19 protein-coding genes are annotated in these 14599 nt (G+C 29.0%); 14 read left to right on the forward strand and 5 right to left on the reverse strand.

Translation table 11 applies throughout. The features are described from left to right. The first annotated feature begins 36 nt into the window (after positions 1-36). From Lupro_RS04825 to Lupro_RS04840, 4 genes are all read left to right on the forward strand, one after another. Positions 37-711 (forward strand): hypothetical protein, encoded by a 675-nt coding sequence (locus Lupro_RS04825; protein WP_068206777.1) that lies wholly within the window; start codon positions 37-39, stop codon positions 709-711. A gap of 9 nt (positions 712-720) precedes the next feature. Then, the gene (locus Lupro_RS04830) at positions 721-1104 is read left to right on the forward strand and encodes an NUDIX hydrolase (RefSeq protein ID WP_068206779.1); all 384 of its coding nucleotides are present in this window, start codon (positions 721-723) and stop codon (positions 1102-1104) included. Between the two features lie 540 nt (positions 1105-1644). Next, a complete protein-coding gene (locus tag Lupro_RS04835) occupies positions 1645-1884 on the forward strand; it encodes a ribbon-helix-helix domain-containing protein (RefSeq protein WP_068206781.1) in 240 nt (79 codons plus the stop codon). Further along, the gene (locus Lupro_RS04840) at positions 1877-2170 is read left to right on the forward strand and encodes a type II toxin-antitoxin system RelE/ParE family toxin (protein ID WP_068206782.1); all 294 of its coding nucleotides are present in this window, start codon (positions 1877-1879) and stop codon (positions 2168-2170) included. Before Lupro_RS04835 ends, Lupro_RS04840 begins: the two co-directional genes overlap by 8 nt. 774 nt (positions 2171-2944) lie before the next feature. Here Lupro_RS04840 and Lupro_RS13660 read toward each other — a convergent pair. Further along, positions 2945-3085 carry a hypothetical protein gene (locus Lupro_RS13660; protein ID WP_227807481.1) on the reverse strand — a complete coding sequence of 47 codons (141 nt, stop codon included), beginning with the start codon at positions 3083-3085 and terminating at the stop codon, positions 2945-2947. A gap of 55 nt (positions 3086-3140) precedes the next feature. Between Lupro_RS13660 and Lupro_RS13120 the strand changes: the two genes are divergently transcribed. Next, complete coding sequence (locus Lupro_RS13120; protein WP_227807492.1) at positions 3141-3755, forward strand: RluA family pseudouridine synthase; 615 nt, start codon at positions 3141-3143, stop codon at positions 3753-3755. 10 nt (positions 3756-3765) lie between these two features. On the opposite strand, the gene Lupro_RS04850 is transcribed toward Lupro_RS13120, so the two are convergent. Then, positions 3766-4554 carry a S1/P1 nuclease gene (locus Lupro_RS04850; RefSeq protein WP_099092392.1) on the reverse strand — a complete coding sequence of 263 codons (789 nt, stop codon included), beginning with the start codon at positions 4552-4554 and terminating at the stop codon, positions 3766-3768. A gap of 111 nt (positions 4555-4665) precedes the next feature. On the opposite strand from Lupro_RS04850, the gene Lupro_RS04855 reads away from it, so the two are divergent. From Lupro_RS04855 to Lupro_RS13125, 5 genes are all read left to right on the forward strand, one after another. Continuing rightward, positions 4666-5526: an SPFH domain-containing protein gene (locus Lupro_RS04855; RefSeq protein WP_068206787.1), complete on the forward strand. Its 861-nt coding sequence runs from the start codon at positions 4666-4668 to the stop codon at positions 5524-5526. Positions 5527-5607: 81 nt separating this feature from the next. Beyond that, positions 5608-5793, forward strand: coding sequence for a DUF4177 domain-containing protein (locus Lupro_RS04860; protein WP_068206789.1), 186 nt, complete (start codon positions 5608-5610; stop codon positions 5791-5793). Then, positions 5790-6302: a hypothetical protein gene (locus Lupro_RS04865; RefSeq protein WP_068206790.1), complete on the forward strand. Its 513-nt coding sequence runs from the start codon at positions 5790-5792 to the stop codon at positions 6300-6302. The genes Lupro_RS04860 and Lupro_RS04865 overlap by 4 nt, the downstream gene beginning before the upstream one ends. Further along, a complete protein-coding gene (locus Lupro_RS04870; protein WP_068206791.1) occupies positions 6292-7239 on the forward strand; it encodes an alpha/beta hydrolase in 948 nt (315 codons plus the stop codon). Before Lupro_RS04865 ends, Lupro_RS04870 begins: the two co-directional genes overlap by 11 nt. Before the next feature lie 4 nt (positions 7240-7243). Then, the gene (locus Lupro_RS13125) at positions 7244-7414 is read left to right on the forward strand and encodes a type II toxin-antitoxin system antitoxin (protein WP_082703858.1); all 171 of its coding nucleotides are present in this window, start codon (positions 7244-7246) and stop codon (positions 7412-7414) included. A gap of 14 nt (positions 7415-7428) precedes the next feature. On the opposite strand, the gene Lupro_RS04875 is transcribed toward Lupro_RS13125, so the two are convergent. Next, entirely contained in the window at positions 7429-9633 is a 2205-nt protein-coding gene (locus Lupro_RS04875) for a S46 family peptidase (RefSeq protein WP_227807482.1), read from the reverse strand. Positions 9634-9736: 103 nt separating this feature from the next. On the opposite strand from Lupro_RS04875, the gene Lupro_RS04880 reads away from it, so the two are divergent. The 4 genes from Lupro_RS04880 to Lupro_RS04895 all read left to right on the forward strand — a co-directional run bounded on the left by Lupro_RS04880 (position 9737) and on the right by Lupro_RS04895 (position 13141). Beyond that, positions 9737-11038, forward strand: coding sequence for a DUF819 family protein (locus Lupro_RS04880; protein WP_068206792.1), 1302 nt, complete (start codon positions 9737-9739; stop codon positions 11036-11038). Positions 11039-11081: 43 nt separating this feature from the next. After that, complete coding sequence (locus Lupro_RS04885; RefSeq protein WP_068206794.1) at positions 11082-11780, forward strand: DUF4369 domain-containing protein; 699 nt, start codon at positions 11082-11084, stop codon at positions 11778-11780. 227 nt (positions 11781-12007) lie between these two features. Then, the gene (locus tag Lupro_RS04890; RefSeq protein ID WP_068206796.1) at positions 12008-12502 is read left to right on the forward strand and encodes an RNA polymerase sigma factor; all 495 of its coding nucleotides are present in this window, start codon (positions 12008-12010) and stop codon (positions 12500-12502) included. A gap of 3 nt (positions 12503-12505) precedes the next feature. After that, the gene (locus tag Lupro_RS04895) at positions 12506-13141 is read left to right on the forward strand and encodes a hypothetical protein (RefSeq protein WP_068206798.1); all 636 of its coding nucleotides are present in this window, start codon (positions 12506-12508) and stop codon (positions 13139-13141) included. 39 nt (positions 13142-13180) lie between these two features. Here the strand turns inward: Lupro_RS04895 and Lupro_RS04900 are convergent, their stop codons facing one another. Next, positions 13181-13981 carry a TIGR00266 family protein gene (locus Lupro_RS04900; protein ID WP_068206799.1) on the reverse strand — a complete coding sequence of 267 codons (801 nt, stop codon included), beginning with the start codon at positions 13979-13981 and terminating at the stop codon, positions 13181-13183. A 14-nt stretch (positions 13982-13995) separates the two neighbouring features. Further along, the gene (locus Lupro_RS04905; protein ID WP_068206802.1) at positions 13996-14457 is read right to left on the reverse strand and encodes a DUF4442 domain-containing protein; all 462 of its coding nucleotides are present in this window, start codon (positions 14455-14457) and stop codon (positions 13996-13998) included. Positions 14458-14599: the final 142 nt, after the last annotated feature.

The raw sequence follows: 14599 nt of genomic DNA on the forward strand, positions 1-14599 counted from the left end.
ATTTTTTTTGCACTAAAGTACCCAATGTAAATAGTTATGACGCAAAACTTCAAAATAGCAACTCTAGCCTTTTTAATTACGCTACTAAATTCTTTTGCCCTATTTTCTCAAATTGATAGTACAAAAACAATAAACAACGAAGTTGGTGTTACTATTTCAACAAACCAATTAAAAGCGAATCCATCAACCACAAAAACAAACCCAAATATTAATTTTAATATTAATAAAAAAATAAATACCAAAGCAATAAATCAACATTTAAAGAAATATTCTAATAACAACAACTCTAACATGCTTCTTGAAAATCGCCCTGAAGATAAAGACATTATAGGAGTAAAATATTGGAAAGGTAAAGATGTAACTCACAAAAGTTTAGCGAGCACTTATGGTTTAGGAACTGTAACCACCACTAGCCGAATTGTTAAAATTGAAACAAGAGATCACAGTTATATTGATGGTGATCGTATTAAAATTTATTTGAATGAACAGGTTATAAGTAATAATGTTGGTTTAAAAGGAAGCTATTTTGTAATTTATGTTAAACTAAAAGATGGCTATAACAGAATTGATTTTCAAGCATTAAACCAAGGTTTCTCAGGACCTAATACCGCTGAATTTAGTTTGTATGATGCCAATGGAAATTTACTATCTGATAGAGAATGGAATTTAACAACTGGGCAAACCGCTACATTAGGAGTTATAAAACAATAAATTATTTATATGGTTTTAGCTGCCTCAGGAATTATCATTCAAAATAAAAAAATTCTTCTTTTACAGCGCTCAAATTACACTGAAAATTACCCTGAATATTGGGGTTGCCCTGGTGGAAGAGCTAATAAAGGTGAAACTGCGGAACAAAATGTAATTAGAGAAGTAAAAGAAGAGTGCAATTTAAACTTCTATCCTACTTCAATTTTAAAAAAAGGTATTTGGCAAGACAGAAATTATTATCGTTTTTTGGGAAACTGGTCTGGAAAAATAAAAATTCAGGAATTAGAAGTGTTAGATTATAATTGGTTTTCTTATAATGAAGCCATCAAACTTCAATTATCCTTTGATTATAAAGAAGTTATAGAATTACTTTATAAAAAACAATTACTATAAGCTGTTATGTATGAATTAATATAAAACTAGGGTTTTAAGCCAATTTTAGTTAATTGTTTTATACTTGCGTTGGTTAAAATAAAAATAGCCGTTAAATAGCAAACTTAAAACTTGACACTTAACTACTATTTTCTTGTATTAGATGTGAGTTTCTTATTTAATCTACAGGAATCAATTCAGTTCCTCCTCCTGTTGTGCTTGGAAGTACATCAAACAATCTATATTTCCAATCGCTACAACCACATTCATTAATTGCTTTAACTCCAATGTTTAATTGCCCACTTTAATATGGTTTAACATCTTTATATGCAGAATAACTCTAATTTCTAACTTGACTATTGGGTATTAGCCATTCAAAAGTGAAATTAAAAGCGCTAATAGACCCTGCATTTTCTATATTTGTTGCGTTAAGTTCTTGAATTCAGAATCTATTATTTTAAAATTCATGTTGGCAACAATAATGATTGACATTCTAACTAATTTAATAAAATTTGGAGATGATGTTGTTTTGGTGTATATTTACATCAAAAATATAAAATTATGACAAGACAAAGTATTTCATTTACTGAGCCGAATGATAATTGGTTAAAGGCTCAAATTGAAAATAAAGAATATTCGAGTAAAAGTGAATTAGTTAATGATTTGATTAGACAAGCAAGAAAACAACAAGCTCAAATTGATTGGATTAGTTCCAAATTGGAAAGAGCTGAAAAAAGTGGATTTACTACAGATTCTAAAGAACATATTTTGGCTCAATCAAAATCCTTATTGAATGACTAATTTTAGGCTGAGTAATACGGCAAAAGAAGATTTAATAAGAATTCATCATTACGGAGTAAAAACATTTGGAGAAAAACAAGCGGATAAATACTTTGATTCGTTTTTTGAATATTTTGATAGAATATCAAAAAGTCCATATTCATTTGAATCCGTTGATTATATTAAAATAGGATATAGAAGATGTGTTTGTGGTTCTGATTCAATTTATTTTAGGATAAATGAAAATGATAAAGCTGTAGAAATTATGACAATAATTGGACGACAAGAGTTGAAAAATTTACTTTAAAAATTACAGTTGACAACAAATCATAAAATTTATGCTTAAATTTAGATTTAGTACGAACCGACAAACATTTTAACAAACCGAGGTTGCTATATTCGTGTAGCAACTTTATTTTTTTAAACTGTTTATTTTCATAAGAGTTGTTTTTAAATGTTACTATTTTTTTCTAAATGGATTTAAAAACCATTTCTATAGTAAACATATCTTCTATAAAAACAGCCGTTTTTTTAGTATATGACTGAATTAGGTTTCTACATTTACTTCTACTAAGTTCAGCAACCATACAGAAGTACTATTTAATAGTATATAAAAGGAAATTTATAGCAATTATTTAATTTTCATATAAGCAATTTACAGGTTTGGGGTTACAATCTTTTTCTCAGGTTAAATGTAAAAAAAAAAGACTTGTCAAAATTTTACACTATTTTTTTATTGAATTTTTAAAGTTTATGGTTTTTCCTTACTTTTAATCCTACAAATATGTACACTTTAACAATTAATTAGTAAATTAAAGCCTATGTAAGTGTAACTTTTTTATTTTAGTATCGTCTTTTAAATATAATAATGCTACAAAGTCTTAGTTTTACATAAGAGAAAACTATGTCAAGTTGAGTAAAATTATGAAAGGTTTTTAAATTGAAATCCCGTAATTTTCTAATATATAATTAAGATTATAACTAGCCAAAACTACATTATTAAAACTATTTATTCTCATACCGTACCTGAGGGAATTGAAAATATTCGATTACAAGAATATGCTCCTAAAATTTTTTACAACTACATCCCTTCAAATGCTGGAGTTAAAAAAGCTATTAAACAAGGTCGGTTTTTAGTTAATAAAAGTAAAGGTTTTACAGCAACTTGGATAAACTCTGGACAAGTAATAAAATTAATTGAAAATTCATCAACTAAACCCAAAGTTTATGAATTTAACTTAGATGTTATTTTTGAAGATGATTTTATAGCTGCAATAATAAAACCTGCCGGAATTACGGTTAGTGGTAATGCATTCAAAACAATAGCAAATGCATTAGCTTTTAACTTGAAAAAAAGCTCTCAACAAGACGCTTTAGACATTCCAACACCTGTTCACAGATTAGACAATCAAACTTCTGGGATATTGCTAATTGCCAAAACCAAAACGGCACAAATTGAGTTAGGAAAACAATTTACCAATCAAACTATTCAAAAAAAATATTATGCTATTTCCATTGGTAAAGTAACTAAAAACCAAAATATTACCTTAAGTATTGATGGTAAATTTGCTGAAACAAGTTTTGAGATTGTAAAGGTTGTGAAATCCTTGAAATTTAACGCATTAACTTGTCTAAAAATCTCTCCAAAAACAGGAAGAACACATCAAATTCGCATTCATTTAGCATCTATTGGTCATCCTATTTTAGGCGATAAATTGTATGGAAATAAAGAAACCCTTCACAAGGGTAAAGGGCTTTTTTTATGTGCCTCAGAAATACAATTTTCACATCCAAAAACATCAAAAATAATTCACCTAAAAATTAATATACCTCATAAATTTAAATCGGTATTCATTCGTGAAAGACGCCGTTGGAAAACTTACAATAATTAATAACAAATCATTAAGAAAACAAATCGTCTAAAACTTTTGCCAAACGAATTCCTCCTTTTTGTAATTGAGAGCGCACTAAAGCAAAATGATTGTACATATAAGCATAACGCAAATTTTCACCAACTTTAACAGAAGCATATGTTTTTATACTTAATTTATGAGTTTCGTTCACCCAATCAATAATGGATCCTTCTTCTAAAAATTTCACTTGCTCTTTTGAAATTTTATCAGCATTATCAGCAAGTTCCGTATAAGCCATACCAAACTGATTAATCATTTTAGTGTCCCAAACTGCATGTAAATTGGTGCCCGCGCCAAACCATTGAACTTGAATCATATTTCCTCCCTTATCTTCTTTTCTTCCAGCATGCATTGGCTGATGCAAATCTCCTATTAAATGAACCAATAGTTTTAAATAAAAAGCTTTTTCCTCTTTAGTACTGTTTTTATCCTTAATTACTTCTTTGCATTTTGCAATTCCAGTAACTAAATCTCCTTTTTTGTTTTTTATAGAATGCTGATAATCAACGTTAAAAGGCATATTTACATAATGCCAAGTATAAAATTCATCATAATGTCTATCTGATTTAATATCATCAGCAAAAGTTGAAACAAGCGCCAAACTTTGCCCATTTAATAATTCAGCTATTTTATGTTTCGTTTTATTTTTCAAATACTGATTGGCAATTTCTCCAATTGTTCTATGTCCTGTTTTTCCCCAATATGGATTAGCAGTACTAACCTGTGTAGTAACAATTAAAAGAACGACTATAAAACTAATTTTTTTTACAATTTTCATTTTTATAAATTTTTACAAAGTTACTTATAAAGTTTGTTAAAAATTTGGTAAAATTTAAAAAAAATTATATATCTTTATGATATTATTTTAATATCATTTAAATTCATTATTATGAATAAAGAAAAAATTATAAAAGTATCTAACGGTTATTTTATGCTTTCCCTTCTGGTTCTATTAATTGCTGGAGGTATTTTTAATATAATCAACTCAATCATCTGGTTATTTTTTAGTTGTTTTATCCTATCAATTATTCTCCTTCCTGGTTTCTTTTTGGTAAACCCAAATACTTCAAAAGTAATTTTACTTTTTGGCAAATACATTGGTACCGTAAAAGAAAATGGTTTTTACTGGGCAAATCCATTATATCGCAAAAGAGGAATTTCATTAAGAGCCAGCAACTTTGATAGTGAACGTGTAAAAGTTAATGACAAACTTGGAAATCCAATTATGATTAGTACCATTTTGGTTTGGAAAGTAAAAAACACTTTTAAAGCTGCATTTGATGTAGATAATTATGAAAATTTTGTACGTGTACAATCTGATGCTGCCGTTAGAAAATTAGCAAGTTTATATCCGTATGACAATTTTGAAGATGAAGGTATGGAAGAAGAAATTACGCTTAGAGCAAGTGTAAATGAAGTTAGTGAAGCCCTAGAAAAAGAACTTTCTGAACGATTGGACATGGCTGGAATTGAAGTTTTAGAAGCACGTATTGGATACTTAGCCTATGCCCAAGAAATTGCAGGCGCTATGTTAAAACGTCAACAAGCAACAGCTATTGTAGCTGCACGCCATAAAATAGTAGAAGGTGCAGTTAGTATGGTTGAAATGGCTTTAGATGAATTAAGCAAAAAAAATATTGTTACATTAGATGAAGAACGAAAAGCTGCAATGGTAAGCAATTTAATGGTAGTTCTTTGCTCTGACAAAGACACCATTCCAATAGTTAATACAGGAACTTTAAATCATTAACATGGTTGTTCAAGTTCTAACGGTGATTATTTTATTAATACTAAAATTGTCATCAATCTTTTTAATTTAAATTTACCATAAATGAAAGAGTATAAAATTGTGAAGCCTGAAAGCAGGTGGACTACTAAAGATAAAACTTTCGAAGATTTATTTAACAAGTATGCTTCCCAAGGTTGGCAAATTATTAGTATTTCTTATGCGCAATCTGGAAATATTCAAAAAGCGGTTTTGAAAGAAATAAAAATAGATAAACTTACTATATTATGAAAGTTTACTTGGAAAAACAACGGTTTAATCAACCACTAGTAATTGTAGGGTTATCAATAGCCTTTATTGTTATTGGTTTTTCTACTATGAAAGAATGGGAAACCATAGCGCAAAATAGCTTTACTGAAAAAATTGGAACATTAAGTGGCTTACTCATAATTATATTAGTTTCCTTACTTTTTCTAAACTTAAATCTTAAAACTAGAATTGATGAAAAAGGGATCTATTATCAATATAAACCACTACATTTTTCATTTAGACTAATTACTTGGGAAAGTATTTCTAAATGTTACATAAGAAATTATAATGGTATTTCTGAATATGGTGGATGGGGAATAAAATTTAGTTTTAGAAAAAATAGTGGACGAGCATTCACTACAAAAGGAAATATTGGGTTACAAATAGAATTGAAAGACGGACGTAAAATTTTGATTGGAACTCAAAAAAAAGAAGAATTACAAAGAGTTATTAATACATACCAACATAAAATCACAAGTAATGAAGCATAAATTTCACATCATAATTTTTAGTTTAGTTTCTTTTTTATCATTTGCTCAGGAAAAAAATTATAAAGAAACTTCCATTAACATTCCTACAAAGTCTGTAACACTAAAAGGAACATTATTAACAGCTATTTCAAATAAAAAAACTCCTTTAGTTATCATAATTCCAGGTTCTGGTCCAACAGACAGAGATGGCAATAATGCACAAATGAAAAATAATTCATTGAAGTTTTTAGCTGAAAGTTTAGCTAAAAATAATATTACTTCCTATAGATATGATAAAAGTGTACTTTCTTTCACCCCAAAAGATAAAACTCTTATTGATTCATTAACTTTTGAAACTTTTATTAATGAAGCTAAATCTGTGATTAAATACTTTAAAAAAAATAAAAATTATTCAAAAATAATAGTTGCAGGTCACAGTCAAGGAAGTTTAGTTGGTATGATTGCTACACATAATATTGCTGATGCATTTATTTCGTTGGAAGGTGCAGGAAGAACAATTGATAAAATTATTACAGAGCAAATAAATAAACAAGCTCCCTTTTTAAAAGATGAAACTGCCAGCGTTTTAAGTGAATTAAAAAAAGGAAATGTTGTTGAAAAATTTAACCCAATGCTAAATTCATTATTCAACAAACAAGTACAGCCCTTTTTAATTTCTTGGATAAAATACAATCCTCAACAAGAAATTAAAAAATTAACCATTCCAGTTTTAATAATAAATGGAACTAATGATATTCAAGTTTCTATTTCAGATGCTGAATTATTGCATAAAGCAAACTCTACATCAGAATTAGTATTAATTAAAAACATGAATCATATTTTTAAAGAAATAAATGGAGACATAAACGAGAACATGCTATCCTATACAAACCCTAATTTACCTATTATGAAAGAATTAGTAAATTCAATAACAACTTTTATAAAAAATAGCAACTAAAGATATGGCTAAGAAAAAAGCATTTGCCTTACGTATTAATGAAGATATGCTTAAAGCTATTGAAAAATGGGCAGCCGATGAGTTTAGATCCACTAACGGTCAGTTAGAATGGATGCTAAATAAGTGCCTAAAAGAAGCCAAAAGGCATCCTAAAAAACCTCTATCTAAAGAATAATTTGAATAATTATCTTATTTTTTTGGATGCACTAAAGTCATTTCGTCAATTAAATTTTTAGCACCTGCATATTTATCTATAATAAATAGCACATACCTAATATCTACCATAATGTTTCTACAAATAGCAGGGTCATAATTCATATCACTCATAGTTCCTTCCCAAACCCTATCAAAATTTAAACCTATTAAATTCCCATAAGCATCAATTGTTGGACTACCTGAATTTCCTCCTGTTGTATGATTGGTTCCTAAAAAATTCACAGCCATTTTCCCATTTTCACCATATTGTCCATAATCTTTTGATTTGTATAAATCTTGTAATTTTTGCGGCACATCAAATTCGTAATCATCTGGAACATACTTTTCTATTACACCTTCTAAATAACTAACTGGTTCATAATAAACAGCATCTCTTGGTTTGTAACCTCTAACTTGCCCGTAAGTTACTCTAAGTGTACCATTAGCATCTGGAAAAAACCTTTTAGTTGGAAATACTTCCATCAAGGCTTTCATATACTTTTTTTGAACTGCTGAAATTTGCATATTTAGCTGTTGAAATTTAGGTTCAATTTTATTATAAAAAGTAGTGTGTAATTCTTTTCCAAATTGATAACCTATATCTGCGTTTAATTTTTGTGAGACTTCTTTTCCTGAGCCAGATAATAATTCTTTAACACCTTCAAAAGATGTTATTTTAGAATTTGTATAAATATTATTTGTAATTTTTGTAAAAGAAGTATCTTTCATAACTGAAGGCACAAACTCTTTTGGTGTTTTTTTAGCGTATAAGCTAACTAATTTTTCAAATACTGGTTTATCTACCTCTGCACTATAATTTTTGAAAATTCCTTTTAGTTTGGCTAAAGTAGCTTCTCTTGATTTTTCAAAACCTTGTTCCCCACCTCTTAAGTAAGCTTGTTCAACTTGAAACATCCTGAAGGAAATACCCAATAATTCAACATTTCTATAAACAACTTCTACCCAGTAATCTCGAGCTAATGAGACGCTTTCAATTTCTTTATATAATTGTTTAAAATCAGGAAGCAATGTTTTGTAACCTTCTAAATCTTTTTCAATAACTATTTTAGAAAATTCTTTTTCCAGTTCACGCTTTTTTTCAATGGCGTTTGATTTTTTAATCCCTTGATTTTCTCCAATCCATTTTTTCCAATAGTTAGCAATTGAAGCAAATTTAGATGCGTATTTTATTTTTACAGCCTCGTTTTTACGCATATATGAATCTACTATTTTTAGAGCATTTTCTCTTATTTCAATTTTTGCAGGGTTTAAAACATTTACAATTTGGTCAATTCCTACTGCTGGTAAATACTCATTTGTACGACCAGGGAAACCAAAAACTAGTGTAAAATCGCCTTCTTCAACACCATCTAATGAAATTGGTAAATAATGATTGGGTGTATATGGCACATTCTCTTTTGAATATACTGCGGGTCTATTATTAGCATCCGCATAAATTCTAAACATAGAAAAATCACCTGTATGCCTAGGCCACATCCAATTATCTGTATCTGCTCCAAATTTACCAATTGCTGTTGGTGGAGCGCCTACCAAGCGTATATCTTTGTACACTTCAGTTATAAACAATAAATATTGATTGCCTTTATAAAATGACTTTACGTTTGCTTTTTGCCAAGTTTCTTTTGTTGCATTTGCAGTTACCTTATTAATATTTTGATTGATTAACTTCATTTTTGAAACTTCATCCATAGTATCTGAAACCCCTGCAAACACTTCTGAAGTTACATCATCTATTCTTTTAATAAAAGTAACCGTCATATTAGGGTTTGCCAATTCTTCCTTAAAACTCTTTGCCCAAAAGCCATTTTTTAAATAATCATTTTCAATAGATGAGTGTGACTGGATTGCTCCATAACCACAGTGATGATTTGTTAACAACAACCCTTTAGGTGAAATTATTTCAGAGGTACAACCTCCATTAAAATGTACAATTGCATCTTTTAAACTTGAATTGTTTACATCATAAATATCTTTTGCCGTTAATTTACTGCCTAATTGTTGCATTTCTTGCTCATTAATTCCTTCTAATAATGAAGGAATCCACATACCACCTTGAATATTTCTTGCATCTTGAACTATTGGTTCAACAGGGCTTATAACTATTTGTGTTGTTTCTTGTACAGTTTTACAAGAAACTGCCATAATGGCTATTAATAAATAAAGTTTTAAATTTTTCATTTCTTTATAATTTTACGTAACAAATATAGTTAACCATTCTCATATATTTAAGTTCAATATTCATTAAAAAAAATAGTATTTTAGCCAAAATTTTTAAACCCGTATGGATACAACGCCTTTTATTACACAAGATACAATTGCTTTTGGAATTATAATGCTAACTCTTGGTTTTGTTTTTTACACTTCTTCTAGCAAAAATAGCTTTTGGTTAAAATTTTATAAGATAATTCCTGCTCTTTTAATGGCGTATATGCTCCCTGCTATTTTTACATCAATAGGAATTATAGCTCCTGAATGGGAAACGATTAATGAAGCTGGAGTTATGGTAGATCACAAATCAAAATTATACTATGTAGCTAGTCGTTTTTTATTACCTGCATCTTTGGTATTAATGACTTTGAGTATGGATTTAAAAGCAGTTTTTAACTTAGGGCCAAAAGCTTTAATTATGTTTTTAACAGGTACCGTTGGAATTATTATTGGAGGCCCAATTGCAATTTTATTAATTTCATTAGTGTTTCCTGAAACTGTTGGAGGTGCTGGCCCTGATGCTGTATGGAGAGGATTAGCAACATTGGCAGGAAGTTGGATTGGCGGTGGGGCAAACCAAGCAGCCATGCTTGAGATTTATGAGTACAACCCTAAGAAATATGGAGGAATGGTACTGGTAGATATTATTGTTGCAAACTTATGGATGGCTATTTTATTAATTGGAATTGGAAAATCTAAAGCCATTGATAAATGGTTAAAGGCTGATACTTCTGCTATAGAAGAATTAAAAGAAAAGGTGTCTGCATATGCCTCAAAAGTTACTAGAAACCCTACTTTATCAGATTTAATAATTATTTTATCTATCGCATTTACCGTTGTAGGTTTTTCTCATTTTGGAGCAAACTCAATCTCGTCATTTTTAAAAGATAATTTTGAAGCTGTAAGTGACAAAAGTTCTGCCTTATCTTCTTTTGGTTCTCAATTTTTTTGGATGATAAGTATTGCAACTTTCATTGGAATTTTACTTTCATTTACAAAATTTAAAAAGTATGAAGGTGCTGGAGCAAGTAAAATTGGAAGTGTGTTTATTTACATATTAGTTGCAACCATAGGTATGAAAATGGATTTAGGAAAAATATTAGAAAACCCCGGTCTAATATTAATAGGGCTAGTTTGGATGACCATTCATGCGCTGTTATTAATTACAGTTGCAAAAATAATTAAAGCGCCTTTCTTCTTTTTAGCTGTTGGAAGCCAAGCAAATGTTGGTGGAGCTGCCTCTGCTCCTATTGTTGCTGCAGCTTTTCACCCTGCTTTAGCTAGTGTTGGAGTGCTACTTGCTGTTTTTGGCTATGTAGTTGGTACTTATGGCGCCATGTTAACCGCCGAATTAATGCGCATTGTTGCACCTTAAATTCATATAAAAAGTAGATATTTGTAAGTATAAAATAATTTTGATGAAAAAAATAATTAGTTGCATTGTTATTGTTAGCCTTTTAATTTCTTGCGGAGAAAGTAAAAAAGGAAGTTTAACTGTTAAAGGAAACATTCGTGGTTTAAAAAAAGGAACTGTGTATTTACAAAAATTCAAAGATACGTTACTGGTTTCTGTAGATTCAGTTCAATTAAATGGCGATAGTAATTTTATACTTGTTGATAATATTGAGAACCCTGAAATATATTACGTTACACTTAATAAAAATGCCAATCAAAAAATTCCCTTTTTTGGTGAGAAAGGCGAAATTACAATCACATCAAAACTTGATAAATTCCAAACTGCAGCTAAAATTTCAGGTTCTTTAAATCAAGAATTGTTAGACGAATATAATGCAATGGCAAAAAAATTTAGTGGAAAACAATTAGACCTAATTAAAGAGAAGTTTGAAGCACAAAAAAACAATGACACCGCCTTAATTTCAAAAATCAAGAAAGAGGAAACTAGTTTAATTAGACGAAAATATTATTACACTACAAACTTTGCCGTAAATAATGCTAAATTTGAGGTAGCTCCATACATTGCTTTAACTGAACTTTACTATGCAAACATTAAATTACTTGATACAGTGAACAATTCACTATCAAAAAAAGTAAAAGCTTCTAAGTATGGTAAAGAATTAAACGAGTTTATTGAAGGCATTAAAAAAAATGAAAAATAATAGTTGATACATAAAAATATAGGAGGCTGTCTAAAAAGTGTCATTCTGAATGTAAATGAAGAATCCCTTTGAAATTAAACACTTATATATCAAGATGTTGAGATTTTTCACTTTGTTCAAAATGACAAGTATAATTGCTTTTCAGACAGCCTATTTTTTATTTATATACTCAAACTGTAACATTTTAATCATAAAACACACCTATCAATAGCATACAAATTAACCTTGTGACCAAAGACCTTGAACATAAATTTATTTCTGAGTTTCAACAGCATCAGAATATAATTCATAAAGTTTGTAGAATTTACACAAATAATCAAGAAGCTCACAATGATTTGTTTCAAGAGATTGCCATACAACTTTGGAAAGCATATCCAAAATTTAGAGGAGACTCAAAAATAAGCACTTGGATGTATAGAATTGGTTTAAATACCGCAATTACATTGTATAGAAAATCTAAAAGAACTATAAAAACTCAAGATTTTGATAATGTTTTATTTCGTATCCAATCAACTAGTTATGATGATACAGAAGAAGAACAATTGAAGTTAATGTATAAAGCCATTTATCAATTATCAGATATCGATAAAGCATTGATTTTCTTGTACTTGGAGGATAAAAACTATAAAGAAATATCTGATACAATTGGTATTTCAGAAGTGAACGCAAGGGTGAAGATGAATAGAATTAAAACTCGATTAAGAACAATATTAAATCCGTAAATTATGGATGAATTAGATTTATTGAAAAAAGATTGGAAAAAGCAGGGTGAAAAATTTAATGAATTATCTTATAGTGAAATCTATAATTTAATTCATAAAAAATCATCTTCTGTTGTAAAATGGATCTTTATTATTTGTATTGCCGAATTTGTTTTTTGGGGACTAATTAGCTTACTAATTCCAGATAGTTTTTTAGAAATTTATGAAAAGTTACATCTTAAAACAATACTAAATATATTTTATGTTATCCATTATGTAGTAAGTGGTGTATTTTTATATTTATTTTATAAAAACTACAACTTAATATCTGTTATTGACAATACACGTTTATTAATGAAAAAGATAATAAAAACACGTAAAACTGTAAATTATTATGTGTATTATAATATTATTATGTCGGTCATCTTGTCACTTATTGTCAACTTTGTTATGTTTTCTAAACCTGACCTCTTAATGCAAGTTATGAATCCTAAAAATCTTGTAGTTAATACTGACAAATTTTTTACTATTATGCTAATTGCCCAAATTATTGGTTTAGCTGTAACCATTGGTTTGCTATGGCTCTATTATAGAATTATTTATGGTATTTTACTTCGGAAATTAAATAAAAATTTTAAAGAGTTAGAAACTTTAGAATAATATTTAACATACTAAAATATTTACTAATTTTAAAACTTACTATATTCTATTATCTCCATCTAATAAACTACCTATTCCTCCTAAAATACTACCTTCTCCTCTCGTTTTATTCCCCGTTTGAGGAGCTAAAGCTAAAATTCTGCCCGCCAACCTGCTAAAAGGTAAAGATTGCACATACACAATTCCTGGGCCTTTTAAAGTTGCGAAAAACAAGCCTTCACCTCCAAAAACTGTATTTTTAATTCCGCCAACAATCTCAATATCATAATCTATATCTTTTGTGAAACCAACTACACAACCGGTATCAACTTTTAAAACCTCTCCTGTTTTCAATATTTTTTTAGACATATTTCCTCCTGCATGAATAAAAGCCATTCCATCTCCTTCTAATTTTTCCATAATAAAACCTTCTCCTCCAAACAATCCTCTTCCCAAACGTTTTGAAAATTCAATACCTACACTAACTCCTTTAGCTGCACATAAAAATGCATCTTTCTGGCAAATAAACTTCCCTTCAACTTCACTTAAATCAATAGGTATAATTTTACCAGGATATGGAGCTGCAAATGAAACTCTCTTTTTGTTACTGCCAACATTTGAAAAAAGGGTCATAAACAAACCTTCCCCTGTTAATAACCTCTTACCTGCTGAAAATAGTTTACTCATAATCCCTTCTTCTTTATTAGAGCCATCTCCAAAAATAGTTTCCATCTCAATGGCATCATTCATCATCATAAAACTACCAGATTCAGCAATAACACTTTCTTTTGGGTCTAGTTCAATTTCAACAAATTGCATTTCTTCACCATAAATTTTATAATCTATTTCATGTGCATTCATAATTTTATTCTAGGTTATTTTTTAGATTTTAATTTTAAGCTCCACTCATATTTATAAGCTGAAACTTGATCGCCTTTTTCATCGATACCAACAGAATTCATTGAAATTGTTTGTCCTTCTCCTGTTTCAATAGTTCTTTTAAGAGCCTCATCAATCAAATTACCATCATTACAAGTAAATGTGATTAAACCAACCGCCTTCTTTGTAAAAGTTCCTGAATGATTGGTCACAAGCATAGAAATTTTTTGACCACTTTCACTAATTTTCTTGATAACAATAGCTCCTGTTGAAAGCTCTGAAGCCATTGATTGTACAGCAAAATACATAGAATTAAATGGATTTTGATTTATCCATTTGTATTTTACAGTTACAACTGCTTTTTCATTATCAATCTCTTTTAATTTCACTCCACACAAATACGCTGATGGTAATTTAAACATCAAAAATCGCTTCATATTTTTTACAGTAACTTCCATATAAGTTTGTACTAATTTTTCGACAAGTTAATTAAAATAATTGAGCGTAAATAACTATTTTTTTGTTAAAATTATGTTAAATTATAGTACTATGTATTGCACATTACTATCTTTTATACATATATTTGCATAGGAGATTACC

This window comes from Lutibacter profundi (genome assembly GCF_001543325.1).
In the GTDB taxonomy this organism is placed as follows: Bacteria; Bacteroidota; Bacteroidia; order Flavobacteriales; family Flavobacteriaceae; genus Lutibacter; species Lutibacter profundi.